This is a genomic window from Nocardia brasiliensis IFM 10847, assembly GCF_000710915.1.
Taxonomy (GTDB): Bacteria; Actinomycetota; Actinomycetes; order Mycobacteriales; family Mycobacteriaceae; genus Nocardia; species Nocardia brasiliensis_A.
In genome coordinates, this window is the sequence record NZ_BAUA01000052.1 from 33,307 (window position 1) to 52,684 (window position 19,378).

Annotated in this window: 16 protein-coding genes; 9 read left to right on the forward strand and 7 right to left on the reverse strand. The window is 68.9% G+C overall.

Translation table 11 applies throughout. The annotated features are described in order from the left end of the window. Positions 1-357: 357 nt before the first annotated feature. A complete protein-coding gene (locus NBRGI_RS11540; protein WP_029895355.1) occupies positions 358-2,184 on the forward strand; it encodes an acyl-CoA dehydrogenase in 1,827 nt (608 codons plus the stop codon). Between the two features lie 70 nt (positions 2,185-2,254). On the opposite strand, the gene NBRGI_RS11545 is transcribed toward NBRGI_RS11540, so the two are convergent. After that, positions 2,255-3,130 (reverse strand): TetR/AcrR family transcriptional regulator, encoded by an 876-nt coding sequence (locus NBRGI_RS11545; protein WP_235210921.1) that lies wholly within the window; start codon positions 3,128-3,130, stop codon positions 2,255-2,257. A gap of 75 nt (positions 3,131-3,205) precedes the next feature. On the opposite strand from NBRGI_RS11545, the gene NBRGI_RS11550 reads away from it, so the two are divergent. After that, positions 3,206-4,450 carry an MFS transporter gene (locus NBRGI_RS11550; RefSeq protein WP_029895359.1) on the forward strand — a complete coding sequence of 415 codons (1,245 nt, stop codon included), beginning with the start codon at positions 3,206-3,208 and terminating at the stop codon, positions 4,448-4,450. 55 nt (positions 4,451-4,505) lie between these two features. Here the strand turns inward: NBRGI_RS11550 and ramB are convergent, their stop codons facing one another. Next, a complete protein-coding gene (gene ramB, locus NBRGI_RS11555) occupies positions 4,506-5,912 on the reverse strand; it encodes an acetate metabolism transcriptional regulator RamB (protein ID WP_029895362.1) in 1,407 nt (468 codons plus the stop codon). A 93-nt stretch (positions 5,913-6,005) separates the two neighbouring features. On the opposite strand from ramB, the gene NBRGI_RS11560 reads away from it, so the two are divergent. The 6 genes from NBRGI_RS11560 (at position 6,006) to NBRGI_RS11585 (ending at position 11,320) form a co-directional block, all read left to right on the forward strand. After that, the gene (locus NBRGI_RS11560) at positions 6,006-7,517 is read left to right on the forward strand and encodes an ATP-dependent DNA ligase (protein ID WP_029895364.1); all 1,512 of its coding nucleotides are present in this window, start codon (positions 6,006-6,008) and stop codon (positions 7,515-7,517) included. A 163-nt stretch (positions 7,518-7,680) separates the two neighbouring features. Then, the gene (locus NBRGI_RS11565) at positions 7,681-8,916 is read left to right on the forward strand and encodes a lipase family protein (protein WP_029895366.1); all 1,236 of its coding nucleotides are present in this window, start codon (positions 7,681-7,683) and stop codon (positions 8,914-8,916) included. Positions 8,917-9,029: 113 nt separating this feature from the next. Then, complete coding sequence (locus NBRGI_RS11570; RefSeq protein WP_029895367.1) at positions 9,030-10,358, forward strand: inorganic phosphate transporter; 1,329 nt, start codon at positions 9,030-9,032, stop codon at positions 10,356-10,358. A 54-nt stretch (positions 10,359-10,412) separates the two neighbouring features. Further along, positions 10,413-10,655: a hypothetical protein gene (locus NBRGI_RS11575; RefSeq protein ID WP_228836497.1), complete on the forward strand. Its 243-nt coding sequence runs from the start codon at positions 10,413-10,415 to the stop codon at positions 10,653-10,655. 10 nt (positions 10,656-10,665) lie between these two features. After that, positions 10,666-11,001: a DUF3349 domain-containing protein gene (locus NBRGI_RS11580; protein WP_014988675.1), complete on the forward strand. Its 336-nt coding sequence runs from the start codon at positions 10,666-10,668 to the stop codon at positions 10,999-11,001. A gap of 13 nt (positions 11,002-11,014) precedes the next feature. Further along, complete coding sequence (locus NBRGI_RS11585; protein WP_029895370.1) at positions 11,015-11,320, forward strand: DUF3349 domain-containing protein; 306 nt, start codon at positions 11,015-11,017, stop codon at positions 11,318-11,320. 260 nt (positions 11,321-11,580) lie between these two features. Here NBRGI_RS11585 and NBRGI_RS11590 read toward each other — a convergent pair whose 3' ends face one another. Continuing rightward, entirely contained in the window at positions 11,581-12,609 is a 1,029-nt protein-coding gene (locus tag NBRGI_RS11590) for an AraC family transcriptional regulator (RefSeq protein ID WP_029895372.1), read from the reverse strand. 290 nt (positions 12,610-12,899) lie between these two features. On the opposite strand from NBRGI_RS11590, the gene NBRGI_RS11595 reads away from it, so the two are divergent. Further along, the gene (locus tag NBRGI_RS11595; RefSeq protein WP_235210922.1) at positions 12,900-14,960 is read left to right on the forward strand and encodes a CocE/NonD family hydrolase; all 2,061 of its coding nucleotides are present in this window, start codon (positions 12,900-12,902) and stop codon (positions 14,958-14,960) included. A gap of 256 nt (positions 14,961-15,216) precedes the next feature. Here NBRGI_RS11595 and NBRGI_RS11600 read toward each other — a convergent pair whose 3' ends face one another. From NBRGI_RS11600 to NBRGI_RS11615, 4 genes are all read right to left on the reverse strand, one after another. Then, positions 15,217-16,041 (reverse strand): class II fructose-bisphosphate aldolase, encoded by an 825-nt coding sequence (locus NBRGI_RS11600; RefSeq protein ID WP_029895376.1) that lies wholly within the window; start codon positions 16,039-16,041, stop codon positions 15,217-15,219. Positions 16,042-16,079: 38 nt separating this feature from the next. Next, the gene (locus tag NBRGI_RS11605) at positions 16,080-17,033 is read right to left on the reverse strand and encodes a hexose kinase (protein ID WP_029895378.1); all 954 of its coding nucleotides are present in this window, start codon (positions 17,031-17,033) and stop codon (positions 16,080-16,082) included. Beyond that, a complete protein-coding gene (locus NBRGI_RS11610) occupies positions 17,030-18,190 on the reverse strand; it encodes an N-acetylglucosamine-6-phosphate deacetylase (RefSeq protein ID WP_029895381.1) in 1,161 nt (386 codons plus the stop codon). The genes NBRGI_RS11605 and NBRGI_RS11610 overlap by 4 nt, the downstream gene beginning before the upstream one ends. A 262-nt stretch (positions 18,191-18,452) precedes the next feature. Further along, a partial coding sequence (locus NBRGI_RS11615) for an ROK family protein (protein ID WP_036558555.1) occupies positions 18,453-19,378 on the reverse strand: 926 nt, incomplete at its 5' end.

A 19,378-nucleotide genomic window follows, 5' to 3' on the forward strand; every position in this document is an offset into this window, starting at 1 on the left:
GTCGGGGGATGGCACGGAAATCTGACATGGGGCGGAACCCTTCTCACTTCATCAGGCACTGTCTGCGGCATGCCGTGCGCCACAGCGAAAAACCCCTGCCTGCGCCCCGGTCGGCGCTGTCGACCGAGATGTATACAGAAGGTGTTTTCGTGGTGCGAACGTTAGACAGAAGTTGTTGCGCCGGAATATCTCTCGATGACGAGTCCGTTTCGTCTGTTTCTGTCGTGTGAACCTTTGTGGTTACCGTCTGGTGAACTGTTGTGAGCACAGCCCCCGCCTACGGTTGCGTAGCGTGACCGCGGTACGGCACGCTGCGTTTGTACAACGTCAGAACGGCCGAACCGTGGGAGGACCGTCGTGGGTCACTACAAGGCGAACGTGCGAGACATCGAGTTCAACCTGTTCGAGGTGTTCGGACTGGACAAGCTCCTCGACACCGGTGCTTACGGTGATCTGGACTCCGACACCGTGCGCGAGATCCTGGCCGAGGTGAAGCGGCTGGCCGAGGGGCCGATCGCGGAATCCTTCGCGGCCGCCGATCGCGATCCGGTGGTCTTCGACCCGGCCACCCACTCCATCTCGGTGCCGGACGCGCTGCGCAAGACCATCACGGCCGTGCACGAGGCCGACTGGAGCAGGCTCGGACTGCCCGAGGGCATGGGCGGTACGCCCGCGCCCGCCGCGGTGGTCTGGGCGGTGCAGGAGATGATCAACTGCGCCAACCCGTCGGCGAGCTTCTTCAACATGGGCCCGGTGATGGCCTCGGTGCTCTACAACGTCGGCACCGAGCAGCAGCAGCACTGGGCCACCACCGGATACGAGCGCGGGTGGCAGGGCACCATGGTGCTCACCGAGCCGGACGCCGGCTCCGATGTCGGCGCGGGCCGCACCAAGGCGATCGAGCAGCCCGACGGCACCTGGCACATCGAGGGCGTCAAGCGGTTCATCTCCGGCGGCGACGTCGGCGATACCGCCGAGAACGTCTTCCACCTGGTCCTCGCCCGGCCGGAAGGGGCGGGTCCGGGAACCAAGGGCCTGTCGCTGTTCTACGTGCCGAAGTTCCTGTTCGATCCCGAGACGCTCGAGCTCGGCGCCCGCAACGGCGTGTACGCGACCAATGTCGAGCACAAGATGGGCCTGAAGTCCTCGCCCACCTGTGAGCTCACCTTCGGCGGCGACGTGCCCGCGGTCGGCTGGCTGGTCGGCGACGTGCACAACGGCATCGCGCAGATGTTCCAGGTGATCGAGAACGCGCGCATGATGGTCGGCATCAAGTCCTCCGGCACGCTGTCCACCGGTTACCTGAACGCGCTCGACTACGCCAAGCAGCGCGTCCAGGGTGCGGATCTCACCCAGATGACGGACAAGGCCGCGCCCCGCGTGACCATCACCCACCATCCCGACGTGCGGCGCTCGCTGGCCCTGCAGAAGGCCTACGCCGAAGGCTTGCGCGCGGTCTACCTGTATACGGCCGCGCATCAGAATGCCGATGTTGCCCAGCTGGTTTCGGGCGCGGACGCCGAATTGGCGCACCGGGTCGACGATCTGCTGCTGCCGATCGTCAAGGGTGTCGGTTCCGAGCGCGCCTACCAGTACCTGACCGAATCGCTGCAGACCTTCGGTGGTTCGGGTTATCTCCAGGACTACCCGATCGAGCAGTACATCCGGGACGCGAAGATCGACTCGCTGTACGAGGGCACCACCGCCATCCAGGCGCAGGACTTCTTCTTCCGCAAGATCATTCGGGACAAGGGTGTGGCGATCGGCCACGTCACCGGTCAGATCGCGGCCTTCCTCGACACCAAGAGCGGACGCTTCGACACCGAACGTGAGCTGCTGCGTACGGCTTTGGCGGACGTACAGGCGATGGCGGCCTCGCTCACCGGCTATCTGATGGCGGGACAGCAGGATCCGGCCGAGCTGTACAAGGTCGGCCTCGGCTCGGTGCGCTTCCTGCTCTCGGTCGGCGATCTGCTCATCGGCTGGCGGCTGCTGGTGCAGGCCGAGATCGCGGCGGCCGCGCTGGCCGCCGAGGCGTCGGCGAAGGATCGGCCGTTCTATACCGGAAAGGTCGGTGCGGCAAGCTTCTTCGCCAAGAACGTGCTCCCGCAGCTCACGGCGAACAGGGCGATCATCGCCGCGATCGATGACGACATCATGAAGCTGGACGAGGCGGCCTTCTAGCCCATCGCCGACCGGACCGGCCGCATGCTCGAAAGGGCATGCGGCCGATGGCTTTCGCCAGGGTTTGTGCTCAGTCGGCGAGCAACTTCAGCACGACGGGCCGCGACAGCGTGCCCGATACCCGGCGGGCGAGTTGGTTGGCGCTCGCGCCCGTCGCGTGTGCGTCGCGGAGCGCGGCGGCCAGCTCGTCGCGCGCGGCCTCGGCCGCGGCCTGTGCGGCGCGCAGGCGTTGTGCGGCGCGGTCGACCGCGGCGTCGGGATCGAGGCCAGGGTCGGGGTCGGTGGCATCGCACTCCGCCTGAGCGGTCAACTCGTTGACCGGTTCCGCTCCTGGCTGGACGGCGGGCTCGCGCCGCTGATAGGCGCGCGGGAAGTTCTGCATCGCCGCGCGGGCGAACTCCTGCATGAACTCGCGGGTCGCGTCCCTGTCCTCGGCCGCGTCGCCGAGTAGCAGCCGGGTGGTCTGCGGCACCGCGAGACTCCAGTTGGACATGCCGCAGAGCGCGAGCAGCAGGTGTCCGGCGTAGCGGGCGTCGACGCCGAATTGGTCGATGGCCCTGTCGAATTTCTGCTCGTAGTGCTGGGCCCGCCAGCCGTCGATGTCGTGCGCGTCCACCCCGCGGTGCAGTCCCTCCCAGAGCAGCAGGCGCAGCAGTTGCGGGTTGTTGTTGTGATAGTCGAACAGCTTCGCGACGTAGCGGCCCGGATCGGTCTCGGTCAACGGCTGGACCACGTCCATGAATTCCCGCATGGTGTCGATCAGGATGACGTCGAACAGCTTGTCCTTGCTGCCGAACAGACCGTAGATGCGTTCCTTGTTCACCCCGGCCGCTTCGGCGATGCGGTCGACCCGCGCCCCGGCCAGGCCGTACTCGGCGAATTCGTCGCGGGCGGCGCGCAGCAACGCCTGCTTGGTCGCGTCGCTGCGCTTCATCGTTGCCGTCATGGGTTCGACTTTACCAGCCCATTAAACCAACTATTTGGTTGACATCTTTGCGGTAGCAGTCCTAATGTCGTCCGCATGGCAACGCAGACACTTCTCGCGGCCGGCGCCCCGGCCACCGCGCCCACCCGTAGCGCCCCATCGCGCGCTCACACGGCGCGCACCCTGCCTGTTTTCGTGCTGTCCGCCTTGCTCGCGACCGGCCAGATGTATGTCCCGATTCCGCTGTTCACCGCCATGAAAGCGGACTGGAACGTCGGCTCGGGCGTGATGACCTGGATCATCAGCGCGTTCGCCTTCGGCTACGCCGGCGGGTTCGTACTGTTCGGCCCGCTCTCGGATCGCTACGGCCACCGCAGGGTGCTGATGACCGGCATGCTCGTGGCCGCGGTGGTCACGCTGTTGACCGGCTTGGCGTTCAGCGCGCCGGTGGCGGTCGCGCTGCGCGTCGTCCAGGGTCTGGTCGTCGGCTCGATACCGCCCGCGATCATGGCCTATGTCGCCACCCGCATCACGCCCGCGCACCGCGCGGTGGTGACCATGTCCATCGCCACCTCGTTCCTGGCGGCGACCGTGATCGCGCAGATCGTCTCGCAGGCGGTGGTCGCCTCCTTCCCGTGGCGCTCCGTATTCATCGCCTCCGCAATCGTTTTCGCGGTGCTCGCGGTCGCACTGCGCAAGGTGATGCTCGAGGACGCCCCCACCGGGCGCGACCTGCCGCTGCGGCACAGCTATGCCGCGATCCCCGCGGTGTTCCGGCTGCTGCCCCTGGTGCCGATGCTGGTCGCGGGTGCGATGAGCATGGCGGTGATGGTCGGCATCTACACCGGTCTCGAACTCACCGGAGTGGTCGAGAGCTCGGGTGAACTGCTCACACTGCGGGCGGGCGCACTGCCGGTGATGCTGTTGCTGCCGTTGCTCGCGGTGCCGCTGGCGCGTCTGTCCAAGCACAACCAGATCGTGCTCGGTGTGCTGGTCGCCGCCGCCGCGATGGTCGCGGCTACCTTCGAGGGCAGCCACCTCGCCGTGCTGACCGTGCTGCTCGCCGTGATGGTCGGCGGACTCGGCGTGATCGCGCCGGCCGTGCTGCAGAGCGCGGGCGAACTAGGCGGCGAATCCCGTGCCGCCGCAATGTCGGTCGCCATGTTCAGCTTCTATGTCGGCGCCACCGTGGGGCCGCTGGTGGCCGCGGCCGCCGCGCCGCACGGGTTCGCGGCCTTGGCCTGGACGCTGGCCGCACTGCTGGTCGCAGCCCTGGGCATGACGGTGATCGGCTTGTTGCTGCAGCGCCGCGTGCAGGCAAAGGCTGCGGCCCTCGCCTGATCATCGGCGAAACCGAAAGGCCGGCATCGCGATTCAGCGGTGCCGGCCTCGGGTGCTACTTGAGCACGTAGGGCGAGACCGAGCTGCGGTGCTCGCTGATGTCGAGGACCTTGCCCAGCGGCGGGAACGCGCGCTGCGGGCAGTTGGTGCGATCGCAGACGCGACAGCCCGCGCCGATAGGGGTGGGCTGGACCTCGTCGAGATCGATGCCGTCGGCGTAGATCACCCGGCCCGCGTGGCGCAGTTCGCAGCCGAGACCGATGGCGAAGGTCTTGCTCGGCTGGCCGTAGCGGGTGGCGCGGCGCTCCACCGTGCGGGCCACCCACAGGTATTTGCGGCCGTCGGGCATCTGCGCGATCTGGGTCATGATCTTGCCGGGATAGGCGAAGGTCTCGTAGACGTTCCAGAGCGGACAGGTGCCACCGCTGGCGGAAAAGTGGAAACCGGTGGCGGACTGGCGTTTCGACATGTTGCCCGCCCGATCGACCCGCACGAAGGAGAACGGCACCCCGCGCAGTTTCGGCCGCTGCAGCGTCGAGAGCCGATGGCAGATGGTTTCGTAGCTCTGGGTGAAGAACGCGGACAGCCGCTCGATGTCGTACCGGAAGTCCTCCGCGACCTCGTGAAAATGCGTGTACGGCAACACGGTTGCCGCGGCGAAATAGTTCGCCAGCCCGAGCATCGCCAGCTTCTTGGTGTCCTCGGAGGCGAAATTGCCTTCCTCGACCAACTTTTCGAGCAGCTCACCGCATTCGAAATAGGCGAGCTCGGCGGCCAGTTTGAAGGTGCGCTGCCCGCCGGACAGATGTGGTGCGATCTCGAGTCGCTGGGTCTGCTCGTCGTAGCGGTGCAGCACGCCCTCGCCGAGGTCGATGCGTTCGACGATGCGCACGTCGTGTGCGCGCAGGATCCGGGCCACCTCACTGTGCACGTCGCCGCCGTGGAAGCGGATGCGCGCGGTGAGTTCCTCTGCGGCGGTGTCCAATTCGTGGATGTAGTTCTGCCGCTGATAGAAGTAGTCGCGCACCTCCTCGTGCGGCTTGCTGATCGTCGCGCTGCCCGAGCCGTCGGCGAACCGGTCTTCGGTCGCGGCGGCCAGCTGGGCGGAGGTGTTGCGGTAGCGGTTGTGCATGTTGACCAGGGCGCGCGCCATGCTGGGATGCGCGGACACCATGTCGGCGATCTCCTGGGTGTCGGCCTCGATGCCCAACTCCTGGTCCATCACGACCTCCTGGAGTTCGGCGATGAGCCGGGTGTCGTCCTGGGAGGAGAAGAAGGTCGCGTCGACGCCGAACACCTCGCTGATCCGCAGCAGCACCGGCACGGTGAGCGGACGCACGTCGTGTTCGATCTGATTCAGGTAGCTGGCCGAGATCTCCAGCTTCTGAGCAAGCGAGACCTGGCTCAGTCCCCGTTCGGTGCGCAGCTGGCGTAGCCGCGCCCCGACGTAAGTCTTGGCCATTCGTCCAGTTTATGGTCGATTTCGCAACCCTGCCAATGGGGAATTAACAGCAGAGCTGAGCGATTTGTCACAGCGAGGCGCTACCGTCGTCGGGTGTTGTTCTCGCATGTCGTCCAGGCTTCGGAGACGGTTCGCGCAACCAGGTCACGGAAAACGAAGATCGCCGCCTTCGCCGAGTTGCTGACCACCGCCGGACCGGACGAGCTCGCGCCCGTCGTCGCATGGGTCTCCGGCGAGCTACGCCAGGGACGCATCGGCACCGGCTGGCGCACCCTGGCCGGGCTGGACACGCCCCCGGCTCCCGTTGCGACGCTGACGGTTTCGGCCGTCGACACGGCGCTGAGCAAGGTGGCCGCGACCTCGGGTACCGGTTCCACCGCCCGCCGTAAAGAGCTGCTGGTGGCGCTGTGGACCGCGGCGACGTCGGATGAGCAAGCCTTTCTGCTGCGGCTGCTGACCGGTGAACTCCGCCAGGGTGCGCTCACCGCGATCGTCAGCGAGGCCGTCGCGGTGGCCGCGGCGGTGCCGGTGGAGCTGGTGCGGCGGGCCTACATGCTGTCGGGCCGGCTGCCGGTCACCGCACTCGCCGCATTGACCGGCGGGGTGGCGGCGCTCAGCGAGTTCCGTTTGGAGGTGGGCCGCCCGATCCAGCCGATGCTGGCCTCGCCGGGGGCCTCGCTCGACGAGGCCCTGGCCGAATTCGACGGCAAGGTGAGCGCCGAGATCAAGATGGACGGCGCGCGGATCCAGGTGCATCGCACGGGCCCGCGGGTGTGGGTGTTCACCAGGACGCTGCGCGACATCACGGCCGGCGTACCGGAATTGGTGGACCTGGTCCGCGGACTCGACTGCGACAGCGTCGTGCTGGACGGCGAGACCCTCGCGCTCGACGATTTCGGGCGGCCCCGCCCGTTCCAGGAGACGATGAGCCGCTTCGCCGAGGTGAGCTCGACCCGGGAACTGCTGCTGCATCCGTACTTCTTCGACTGCCTGCACCTGGACGGTCAGGACCTGCTCGACGCGCCGCTGTCCGAGCGGCGGGCCGCGCTCACGAGAGTGGCCGGGGAACACAGCATTCCCGCGCTGCTCGAACCGGACGCGGAGGCGGCCGCCGAGTACTTCGACGGCGCGCTCGCCGCGGGCCACGAGGGTGTGATGATCAAATCGCTGGTCGCGCCGTACGCGGCGGGCCGGCGGGGTCGCGCCTGGCAGAAGATCAAGCCGACGCACACCCTGGACCTGCTCGTGCTCGGCGCCGAATGGGGCTACGGCCGCCGCACCGGGTACTTGTCGAACCTGCATCTCGGCGCCCGCGATCCGCACACCGGCGAACCGGTGATGGTCGGCAAGACCTTCAAGGGGCTCACCGACGCGCTCTTGCAGTGGCAGACAGCGGAATTCCCGCGGCACGAGCGCACCCGTGACGAGCACACCGTCTACCTGTATCCCGAACTCGTGGTGGAGATCGCCCTGGACGGAGTCCAGGTCAGTCCGCGCTATCCCGGTGGCGTGGCGCTGCGCTTCGCCCGGGTCGTTCGCTATCGGCCAGACAAAGAGGCCCGCGATGCCGACACCATCGACACCGTGCGCGCGCTGCTGCCCTGAACGGCGGTGCGGCTTCGGCGATTCGGCGCACAGCCGCGCCGCCGCGATGCGAAGATGGCGCTGCCACTGCAAATAAGGGCTCCTCAGGGGCGTGGGGTGCGGGCCAGAATGCAGTGGGTTCGGCGGGATGCTGCTTCGGGATCGGGGATGACGGTTGGGTTCGATGGTGTGGCGGCTGCGCGCGCTGGCGCTGGCCGCGGTCGTGGCGGTGAGCGCGGTGCTCGGCACCCTCGCGCACGCCGATCCGATCGATGATCTGCTCTTTCCCTCCAAGAACATCGCCGATGTCATGCCGACGCCGCTGGGCGATCCGTTCTACGTCCCGCCGGCCGGCTTCGAATCCCGCGCTCCGGGCACGGTTCTCGCGTCCCGCCCCGGCGGCACCGGTGTCACGGGTGTGCCGCTGACCTCCACCGAGCTGCTGATCCGTTCGAACGACGCGAAGGATCAGCCGGTGCCCGTGGTCGCCACCCTGCTGATGCCGACGACGCCGTGGACCGGTCCGGGCCCGCGGCCACTGGTCACGCTGAACCCGGCGATCGATTCGCTCGGGCACCAGTGCGCCCCGTCGTACGAGCTGCGGATGGTGTCGAGCAAGTTGTGGATGGCGCAGATCCCGCTGTCCAAAGGATTCGCGGTGCTGGTGCCCGATCATCAGGGGCCCCGGCAGGCGTACGCGGCGGGTCTGATGGCCGGGCACGCGGTGCTCGACGCGATCCGGGCCGCGGTGCGCACCTCCGAACTCGGACTGGAACCCGCCGCGCCGACCGCGATCACCGGTTACTCCGGCGGCGCCATCGCCTCCGCCTGGGCCGCTCAGCTGGCGCCGCGCTACGCGCCGGAGCTGAATCTCGTCGGGGTCGCGTTCGGCGGGGTGCCCGCCGATTTCGAGATGCTGATCCACACCATGAACGGGCGCGACGCCGCCTCCGGGGTCTTCCTCGCCGCGACGCTGGGCCTGGCGCGCGAGTATCCGGAGATGCTCGACCTGATGAACGACAACGGCTGGCGCCTGGCGCGGGTCGGCCGGGACTTCTGCATGGCCGCGGAGGAGTTCGTCGGCCTGGTCGCGCCGATTCCGGTGCAGGCGCTCACCGACGTGCCCGCGCCTACCGAGGTCCCGTTCATCCGCGAGATCCTGGCGCAGAACCGGCTCGGCGCCCTGCCGCCGACCATTCCGGTGTTCATGTATCACGGCGGGAACGAATGGTGGGTGCCGCTGGCCGGTGCCGAGAACCTGTATCGGGACTGGTGCCGCGGCGGTACACAGGTGGATTTCCAGGTATATCTCGGTGAACATTTCATCGTCAGCACCAGCGGCATTCCTGGTGCATATGCCTGGATCGAGGACCGCGTCGCGGGCAAGCCGACGGCGCCGGGGTGCACCCGATTCGGCTGATGGACGCGGGAATCCGGGCCGATAGAGGACAGGAACCAACTTAACGCACGGCCGACGCGCGGTTAACCGCAACCACCTGGCAATCCTATTGACCCGTACCGCACACTAGAGGCGTGACCGTCGAATTACTGGTTCTTCTGATCGTCATCGTCACAGCACTCGCATTCGATTTCACCAACGGGTTCCACGACACCGCGAATGCCATGGCGACCTCGATCGCCACCGGCGCCCTGCGGCCACGCGTCGCGGTCGCCCTGTCGGCGGTGCTCAACCTGGTCGGGGCCTTCCTGTCCGTGGCGGTCGCCGCCACCGTGGCCAAGGGGATCGTCCGGCTCGATGCGGTGCAAGGCCACGACCTGCTGATCATCGTCTTCGCCGGCTTGGTCGGCGGCATCCTCTGGAACTTGCTCACCTGGCTGTTCGGACTGCCGTCGAGTTCCTCGCACGCCTTGTTCGGCGGGCTGATCGGCGCCACCCTGGCCGCGCTCGGCTGGAGCGGAGTGATCTGGGCGGCCGGCTCGGACGGCGTGCTGACCAAGATCATCTTGCCCGCCGTGCTCGCCCCGATCGTGGCGGCGCTGGTCTCGGCCCTGGGTACCTGGCTGGTCTACCGGATCACCAGGGGGGCCGATCCCGGCAAGGTGGAATCGGGCTTCCGCTGGGGCCAGATCGGCTCCGCCTCGCTGGTCTCGCTGGCGCACGGCACCAACGACGCGCAGAAGACGATGGGCGTGATCTTCCTCGCGCTGGTGGCGCACGGCACGCTCACCAAGAACGACGAGATGCCGCTGTGGGTGATGGCCGCGTGTGCGGTCGCCATCGCGCTGGGCACCTACCTCGGCGGCTGGCGGATCATCCGGACGCTCGGCAAGGGCCTGGTGGAGATCGAATCCCCGCAGGGTCTGGCGGCCGAAACGGCCTCGGCGGCCATCATTCTCAGTTCGGCCCACTTCGGGCTGCCGCTGTCGACCACGCAGACCGCGACCGGCTCGATCCTGGGCACCGGCCTCGGCAAGGGCGCCGAGGTGCGCTGGGGCGTGATGGGCCGCATGGTGGTCGCCTGGCTGCTCACGCTGCCGCTCGCCGGGGTCGCCGGCGCGCTGTGCTGGGCCATCGCGCATTTCATCGGCGGGCTGCCGGGCGTGCTGGTGGTGTTCGCGATCCTGCTCGGGCTGTCGGCCCTGATCTATCTGCGGTCGCGCCGGGATCCGGTGGACACCACCAACGTCAACGAATGGCCGGGCGACACGCCGGGCACGGCAGGCGATTTCGGGGGAGTTGCGAAGCCGGACGAACCGGCCGCCGCCGCGCCGCACGCATCGGGAACACCGGAAACACCGCAGGCGCCGGAGACAGAGCGTGCGTCGGGCGCGCCGCAGCCGCCCGCCCGGGAGGGGCAGCCGGCCGAGCCCGGTACGCCGAACCGGTCGGCTCAGGTCTAGGGAGGACGCGACGTGCATACGCTCATCACGAATCTGAACTCGCTGTGGAAGGTCATGCTGGCCGGGCTGGTGCTCGGCGCGGGCCTGCCCCTGGTGTTCGCGATCGGGGTACGGTTCTGGTCGGCGGCCGAGACCGTGACGGCCGATGGTCGTGTGACCCAACGCAATTACCCCGCGCTCGCGGTTGCGTTAGTGTGTTTCGGGCTGATCATCGCGGCGATCGTCACCGGGATCCTCTATACGGCAAAGGCTTTCATCGCCGCCAGGTTCGGTATTCACCTGTTCGGACAGTCCTGAAGGGCGGAACGTGACCGATCAAGCCAAACCCGCGGAACTCCGGCCGAATCTGCTCGGCCGGGTGATCGGCTGGCTGCGCGCCGGCTACCCGCAGGGGATTCCGCATTCCGACTATGTCGCGCTGTTCGCCGTATTGCATCGGCATCTCACCGATTTCGAGGTGGTCGCGATCGCCGAGGAGCTGGCCGCCTCGAACCCGGACAGCGAGATCACGCGTGCGGAGATCGAGGACGCCATCGCGCGCGTCGCCAAGGAACAGCCGGCCGACGTCGACGTGGCGCGCGTCGCCTCGCACCTCGCGGCCGGTGGCTGGCCGCTCGCCGACCCGCCCTCCGACTCGGACTGAGCGAGCAGCGTTCATGCCACCCTTCCTGAACGCCATCATCGACTGGCTGCGGGCCGGATATCCGGACGGTGTCCCGGAATCCGACTACATCCCGCTGCTCGCCCTGCTGCGCCGCCGCCTCTCCGAGGACGAGGTGCGCCAGATCGCCGCCGAACTGGCCGGATCCGGGGACCTGCCCGCGGACAAGACCGATATCCAGGTGATGATCACCAAGGTCACCAACGAGATGCCCTCGGAGGCCGACGTCGCGCGGGTGCAGACGCGGCTGGCCGCGCACGCTTGGCCGCAGGACGGCCCCGCGTCGTTCGACGAGCGCTGATTCACCCTGGTGCACAATGCCTTTCGGGGTCTACTCAACGGCGCGCCGGGTAGGCGCTGTGTCCCCGGTGGGGCGACGCGGCCGGGCAGGACACACAGCCCACTCCCAGCTGTGCCTGGGCGACCCTCGAGGTGCGTCGGTCACGCTGAACAGGCCGGAACCGCGCCCTCCGGCACACCCCCGGTGGGCCTACTGCCCTGGCCCGCCGGCCCGCAGGTCGGCGGCGCTCGCCCCCTCGCCCGCGCCGCCGGCCGTCCACGTCATCGGCTGGTTCGTGCGCGTTCGCGGGCCTCGGCCCGGATCTGCTGGGGCGTGGTGCCGTACCAGCGGCGCACGACACGGGTCAGCGCGGATTGTTCGCGCAGCCCGACGATCGCGGTGATGCGGCCCATGGGCAGATCGGTTTCGCAGAGCAGGCGGTAGGTCGCGTCACGGCGGGCGGTGTCGAGTACCGCGGTGAATGTCGTTCCCTCTGCGGCCAATGCGCGCTGCAGGCTGCGTTCGCCGATGGTCAGCATGTCCGCGACGGTGCTGATATCGGCGCCGCCCTCGAGCAGGGCGCGGTCGATGGCCAGCCGGACTCGGGCGGTCATGGTCTGGTCCAGCCCCGAGTAGTTGCGGTCGAGGTAGTCCATCGCGAGCTTGTGCAGCATCGGATCGGCGTCGATCAAGGGTCGCGCGAGCAGATCCGCCGGGAAGCGGAACAGCGTGGTCGGCATGTCGAAACGCACCTCGGCGTTGAAGAATTCGAGGTAGCGGGCGAGCGGCGCCCGCTGCGCGTGCGGTAGGTGCAGCGTGCGCAGTCCGTAGTCGCCGCCGACGGCCCGGCACACGAACCGGTGCACCAACCCGGCACCGTGATCGATGCCCTGGCTGAAGGATGTCGCCTCGGCTATGTCGCGGTAGTGCAGGGCGATCACGCCGCGCTGCTGGGCCGGATCAGGACACAGCTGGACCGAGATCCCGGCGTGCTGGACGAACAGATAGCGTTGCAGGCAGGCCAGGGCCGCACCCATGGTGGCCGCGTTGAGTAGTGCGACCGCGAGCGCCCCGAGCGAGTTCAGGTCCTGTCGTTCGGCCAGGCGCAGGCCGAAGTCGGGGCAGGCCAACTCCGCTGCCGCGGTTTCCAGCGCCCAACCCATCGATTCGGCGGTCAGGATCGCCTCGTCGGAGTCCGGCGCCTCCGGGGCGATGCCGAGGCGCTGCAGCAGCGCACTACCGTCGCCGCCCAGCTCGTCGACCAGTTCGCGGTATCCGCGCAGGGTCGCCGCCCGCCCCATGACCGCCATCGCACTCCCCTCCACCTGCCCGCCGTGAATTGTTACCGGCGGGTTCGCAGAATAGCCAGCTACGCGTTCGCGGACAAGGCGTGCGGCAATTGTCTGGGCCGCTCATGTGCGCGTCACCGGGGGAAATGTCCAGTGCTGCCCTTGTCGGACCGGCACCCTGTCGCGCTGGGGTAAAACGATGTCGCCCAGGGACGAGTCGTAGTTACCGGCCGGTAGCAACAATCTGGCCCATGGATCGAATGAGAGTCAGGACACACGGGATGGTGGCTCGTAAGCGAACGAAGCGGTTCGTGACGCAGGGCATAGTGGCCGTCTCGGCGGCTTTGGTGGGGGCATCGTTCGTGACGCCGATCGCCTCGGGTGAGCCGGTCGGGGGCTTCACCGGGATCGACGGTGGCGACCACGCCGCGCAATGGACTGCGGCGGTGGACGGACCGCAGCCCTACCACGGAATCGCCCCCGATCTCGCGGTGCCGATCACTATGAGCGACGGCAAGGTGCTCAAGGCCGACATCATTCACCCGGCCCGGGACGGCCGCGTCGCCGATGGCAGGCGGCCGGTGATCCTGCAGATGCAGGGCTACGGAAAGCTGCCGGTTCTCATCGGACAGGCGGTGCTGGCCGCCTCGGACGGGTTGGGTATCAAGAAGCCGCTGGAGGATTGGATCGCCTCGATCAATCTGCCCGGTGTCGGCATCGACGGACTGTTCGATATGACCCGCCAGCTCGATGGCGGCGCAGTGGAGGCCGCCGCGCAGGACTGGGCGTTGACCGAAGCCGGATACACCCTGGTGCAGGTCGACATGCGCGGCACCGGCACCTCCGAGGGCTCCTGGCAGGTCTTCGGCGACCGGGAGAAGCAGGACACCGCCGAGGTGATCGACTGGATCACCCGGCAGCCCTGGAGCGACGGCAACGTGGGCACCATGGGGATCTCGTTCACCGCGATCTCTGCGATCGAGGCCACCGACCGGCGTCCGCCGGGCCTGAAGGCCGTCTTCGCCTATGAGGGCAGCGCCGATATCTTCAACGACATCGCGGGTCCAGGCGGTGCGGTGGGCGTCGGCTTCCTGGTGCCCTGGTTGATCGGTGTCAACGCGCTCAAGATGATTCCCGACGTCACCGCGCTCGCGGTCGGAAAATTCGATCCCGCACAGCAATTGCAATGGCTGAAGGACCGGATCGCCGATCCGCTGACCCTGGTCGACATGGTGGCCAACGGCTACACCGCATTGACGCCGGACCAGCTCACCCCGCGCACCCGCCAACTCGTGGACCCGGATTCGCCGTTCCGGCAGGGGCTGAAGGCCAAGGTCGAGAACATTCAGGTGCCGACCTTCATGGTGGGGGCGTGGTTCGACATCTTCGGCACCTCGCCGACCGATACGTTCAACGCTATTCCGCTGCCCGCCGAGCAGAAGAAGCTGATCATGGGCGACGGGTACCACATCGGTTCCGGGATAGCGGGTTTCGGGCACCAGGGGATGCCGCCGCGGTTGGATGTGTTGCAGCGGGCCTGGTTCGACCACTGGTTGCGTGGCGTCGACAACGGTATCGAGGAATACGCGCCGATCGTGGTCAAGCAGCAGGGGGGCGGCTGGACCGACCTTTCCGAGTTCCCGCGCACCGAGGCGACCTATCGGCGCGTGTATCTCAACGATGTGCCCTCGGGTACCGCGACGTCCTCGGTGTTCGACGGCGGACTCGCGGAGAGCCCGCGGCAGGCCGCACCCCGTGACCTGACGGTCGCACCGGGCCTGCTGAGCCTGTGCGGTCGTGACGTCGCGCGCATCACGGCGGGCGCCACCGCGCTGCTGGATGTGTGCGGCAACGACTCACGCGTGTGGGAGCACGACGGACTGAGCTTCACCAGCAGCCCGGTCATCGAGGCCACCACCATCTCGGGGCCGATCAACGTGCACCTCAACGTGGTGCACGACGCGGCGGACGGCTACTGGGTGACCACCGTCAACGACGTCGCGCCCGACGGCACCTCGCGCGAGATCGCCACCGGCCAATTGGTTTCCTCGCTGCGTCAGGTCGACGACGCGGCCAGCAAGACCTCCGCAAACGGCGACTACACCGAACCGCGCTACCTCCTGGATCTGGACAAACGGCAGCCGACCGTGCCCGGTGTGCCGGTCACCTTGGACATCGCCGCAACCCCGATCGATGCGGTCTTGCAGCCGGGGCACCGGTTGCGGGTGGACGTGTACGCCAGCAACTTTCCGAAGGGATTGCCGCCCGCCCCGTTCCTGATCGACTCCGGTCTGCGCCCGGAGCACCTGCGCCTGGACCCGAACGAACCCAGCTGGGTCAATATCGCACTGAGCGCCGCGATCCCCGACTAGAGGCGGGTCGTATGGGTTCCTAACGGAATCTCAGGTGCGTCAGGGGAAGTGTTCAGGTGGGGAGGGCAGGGTGGATCGAGTTGGTGGATCGGCTGCCCCGATGCACCCCTCCCCGAGCGGTCGGCGGCGGTATTCCAGCTGCCGCCGGCCGCCCTCTCCCGGGGGACCGAGCTTCGGTGGACCGCATGGGAACGGTTCACCCTTCCCAGCGGTCGGCGGCGTGGAAGTCAGCGTCGCCGACTGCGCTCTTTCCTGGTCAGGCCAGGAGCTGAAGGAAGCGCGTGACTTCGTTTTGCACCGCTGCGCGGCCGGGGCCCAGGTATTTGCGCGGATCGGACAGTGCGGGATCGGCCGCCAAGGCGGTGCGGACCGCCTCGGTCATCAGGACATTCAGCCGAGTCGCGATGTTGACCTTGGTGATGCCGTGCTCGACCGCGGCGCGCAGCCCGTCGTCGGAGACGCCGGAGGAACCGTGCAGCACCAGTGGGACCGGAACCTTGGCCGCGAGCCGGGCGATCAATTCGTTGTCCAGGGTCGCGGTGCGCGTGTGCATGGCATGCGACGATCCCACCGCGACGGCCAGCGCGTCGACGCCGGTGGCGGCGACGAACTCGACGGCCTCGTCCGGATCGGTGCGGACACCGGGGGCGTGCGCACCGTCCTTCCCGCCGACCTCGCCGAGTTCGGCCTCGACGTGCACGCCGCGCTCATGGCACCAGCGGGTGATCTCGGCGGTGCTCGCCACGTTGGCGGCGTAGTCCAGGGTGGAGCCGTCGTACATGACCGAGCCGACGCCGAGTTCGACCGCGGCCCGCACCAATGCCGGATCGGTCGCGTGGTCGAGGTGCACCGCGATGGCGGCGCTGCTGTCGGCCGCGACCCGTAAACAGGCGAGGGCCAGCGGTGCGAGGCCGCCGTGATAGCTCGCTGTGTTCTCCGAAAGCTGGAGCACCACAGGTCGTTTCGCCGCTTCCGCGGCGGCCGCGATGGCCTCCGCGTGCTCCAGCACGATCACGTTGAACGCCCCGAGCCCGCCGGGCGCGGCGGTGGTGACCAACTCGGAAACAGGCGTCAGCGGCATCGGTATCTCTCTCTGGGGGACTCAGCCCGCCGCGGCGCTCACGCCGTCGGATCCTGGGCGGTGGGTAGGTCGAGCCGGGTGACTCGGACAGTCGGGGCGATGCGGGTGCGCAGGCAGCGATCGATCTCGCCGGCCACCGGGATGACCACGGCGGCGGCGGAGGTGGCCACCGCGTCGGTGAGAATGGTCGGCCAGTCGGGGACCTCGTCGGCGGTGAGCGCGGCGATCACCGCGGCGGTGGCGGAATCGCCCGCGCCCGTGGGATTTCCGGCCAGCGGTTCCGGCAGCGCGGCGAACCAGGCGCCCTCGGCGGTGACCGCGACCATGCCGTCGGCGCCGCGGGTGGCGATCACCGCGCGCACCCCGCTCTCGATCAGCGGGTACGCGGCCGTGACGACCTCCTCGGCGGTGGCCGGCTTGACGCCGGTGAGCCGGTGCAGTTCGTCGCCGTTGGGCATCAGGACGACGCCGGGGACCTGGGCGGCCAGGCGCAAGGCCTCGCCGTCCACATCGCAGATGGTCGGCACGTCGGCGGCGATGGCGCCGCGGGCGATCTCGGCGGGCAGCGTCGGCGCGATACCGCCGGGCAGCGAGCCGGAGATGACCAGGCCGTCGATATCGGGCAGCATGCCGGTGACCCGGACCGCGAGCTGTTCGGCGGCGTGCGGGTTGGAGACCCGGGCGCCGGGCTCCCACAGGGCGGTGGCGGTGCCGTCCTCGGATTCGCTGATCACCACGGTGCGCCGGACCCAGGGCAGCGCGTGCACGAAATCGACCGGCATCTCCAACTCGGCGGCGGCCGCGAACGCGTGATCGGCGAAACCGGTTGCCCGCGCGTACTTCCCGAGCTGGTTGAGCACCCGGGTGACGTTGATGCCCTTGCCGCCGATGCGTTGCTCGACGGAACGGACCCGGTGCGCTTGGCCGCGTTCGAAGTGCTCGACCCGGTAGGTCATGTCGTAGGCGGGGTTCATGGTCACGGTAAGGATCACGACAACCACTGTCCTCGCCTGAGCACCCGATGCATATGGAGATTGTCACCGACGATCAACAGGTCGGCGAAATATCCCGCGCGCAGGTCACCGACGTCGGCGAGGCCGAGCGCCGCCGCGGGCGTCGCGGTGGCGGCGCGGACCGCCGCCTCGAGCGGCACCCCGGATTCGCGGACCGCACGCGCGACACAGTCCAGCAGGGTGCTGACGCCGCCCGCCAGCGACCCGTTCGCGATGCGGGCCACGCCCTGGCGCACGGTGACCGACTGCGGGCCGAGCTGATACTCGCCGTCCGAGAGGCCCGCCGCCTGCATCGCGTCGGTGATCAGTGCGACCCGGGTGGGCGCGGCCGCGAAGGCGAGTGCGGCGAACCCGGGATCGACGTGCACGCCGTCGCCGATCAGCTCGACGATCGCGTGCCCGGCCGCGGCGGCGACGAGGCCGGCGCCGACCGGTCCCGGTTCGCGATGGTGCAGCGGCGGCATGCCGTTCGCCAGGTGGGTCACCACGCTGCCGAGGCCGCTGGGCCGCAAGGCCTTCAGGAACGAGGAGAAGTCGGCGTTGCTGTGGCCGAGCGCGACCACCACGCCGTGTTCGGTGAGCCGCTGCGCGACCGCGTCGTACCCGGAACGTTCCGGTGCGAGCGTCATCATCCGCAGCGCGCCGCCGCCGGCCCGCAGCAGCTGCTCGGTCAGCTCGAGATCCGGGTCGCGCAGGAACCGCGGATCCTGCGCCCCGCAGCGGGCCTCGGACAGGAACGGCCCCTCGGCGTGGATGCCGCCGAGCACGCCGTCCTCGGCCAGTCCGCGCAGCATCGCGGTCTGCGCCACCATGTCCGCGGCGGCCGCGGTGACGATGCTCGCGACCACGGTCGTGGACCCGCTCGCATGGTGGAAGGCCGCGGCGGCCCGCGCCTCGGCGGGATCGACGGAGTCGAACCGATGCCCGAGCCCGCCGTGATTATGGATGTCGATCAGTCCGGGCAGCAGCGTGCCCGTGAACTCCGGCTCCGGTGACCCCGGATGTGCCGCAACCCATTCCGAATAGGGCGCGACCGCACTGATCCGATCGCCGACGATCGAGACGACACCGTCGTCCCACTGAGCGGACGCGCACACCACGCGCCCGCGAATGGCCAATTCGGTACCCGGACTCATAGGAACACCCTATTGGCGCGCCCGGTGCCCGCCGCTCGCACACGACAGCCTGCGCCAGGCACCGCTCGTGCCACCTGCCGGTCGCGGCGCACTACGGCGACCAGCGGTCCATCCCATGGTCGGTCGGCCGCGCGGTACCCGTCAATCTGGGGCGGGTACCCAGTTGGGCGCGAGATGGCAGCCTCCGCCTCGACGCCCGGGGCGGGGAAGGCGGGCGGGCGGGGACTCGGGGCCGGGCGGACCGTTGTGCGGGCCACCGGGCTCATGCCAGGGCTCCTTGCCGGGCGAACAGGGCGGCGCCCATCAAACCGGCGCGGGCGCCGTATTCGCCGAGCACGACGTGGGGGGCGGGGACCAGGCGGAGCCGGTCGGCGATGGCCTGGTGCAGCGGGTCGGTGAGGGCCGCGCCCGCGCCGGCGAGTCCGCCGCCGAGGATGATCAACTCGGGGCAGGCCGCGTGCACGATGCCGATCAGTCCGTCGGCCAGCGCGTCCACCGCGTCCACGAGTACGGCTTTGGCGTCGGCATCGGTCTCGACCAGCGCGAAAACCTCTGCCGCGCCCTTGATTTCGCGGCCGGTGCGGCGGGTGTAGGCGCGCGCGATCGACGCGCCGGAGGCCACGGTCTCCACGCATCCGGTGTTGCCGCACGGGCAGGGCAGCCCGTCCGGGCGCACCGGGATGTGCCCGTATTCGCCGACCTGGCCATAGCTGCTGCGCACCAGGTGTCCGCCGACGGACAGCGTGCCGGAGATGCCGGTGCCCAGGATGACCACGCAGACGTTGTCGTGCCCGCGACCCGCGCCGAAGCGCCATTCGGCCCAACCCGCCACGGCGACATCGTGTTCGATGAGTACGGGGATGCCCCAGCGGTCGCGGAACCGGTCGCCGATGTGCACGTCCCGCCAGCCGACATTGCTGCTGAACACCGCGATCGAGCGGACGGAATCGACGATCCCGGGCAGGACCACGGCCGCGCGGCGCACCCGATCCCGTTGGGCCGCGGGCAGTTCGGCCAGCAGTTGATCGCCCAGCGCGCCCATCGCCTCGAACGCCGCCTCGCCCTGCGGCGTGGCCACGGTCGCGACGGCGAGCACTTCGCCTGCGCGGTCGGTGATTTCGCCTTTGATCGTGGTGCCGCCGACGTCCAGTCCGAGGACCAGTGCGTCGTCGGGCAACGGGGCAGGCC

Coding starts and splice junctions, on each gene's coding strand:
- NBRGI_RS11545 (WP_235210921.1), bottom strand. CDS start 3,130: ATGACGGCAACGATGAAGCGCAGCGACGCGACCAAGCAGGCGTTGCTG.
- NBRGI_RS11550 (WP_029895359.1), top strand. CDS start 3,206: ATGGCAACGCAGACACTTCTCGCGGCCGGCGCCCCGGCCACCGCGCCC.
- ramB (WP_029895362.1), bottom strand. CDS start 5,912: ATGGCCAAGACTTACGTCGGGGCGCGGCTACGCCAGCTGCGCACCGAA.
- NBRGI_RS11565 (WP_029895366.1), top strand. CDS start 7,681: ATGGTGTGGCGGCTGCGCGCGCTGGCGCTGGCCGCGGTCGTGGCGGTG.
- NBRGI_RS11575 (WP_228836497.1), top strand. CDS start 10,413: ATGCTGGCCGGGCTGGTGCTCGGCGCGGGCCTGCCCCTGGTGTTCGCG.
- NBRGI_RS11585 (WP_029895370.1), top strand. CDS start 11,015: ATGCCACCCTTCCTGAACGCCATCATCGACTGGCTGCGGGCCGGATAT.
- NBRGI_RS11590 (WP_029895372.1), bottom strand. CDS start 12,609: ATGGCGGTCATGGGGCGGGCGGCGACCCTGCGCGGATACCGCGAACTG.
- NBRGI_RS11600 (WP_029895376.1), bottom strand. CDS start 16,041: ATGCCGCTGACGCCTGTTTCCGAGTTGGTCACCACCGCCGCGCCCGGC.
- NBRGI_RS11610 (WP_029895381.1), bottom strand. CDS start 18,190: ATGAGTCCGGGTACCGAATTGGCCATTCGCGGGCGCGTGGTGTGCGCG.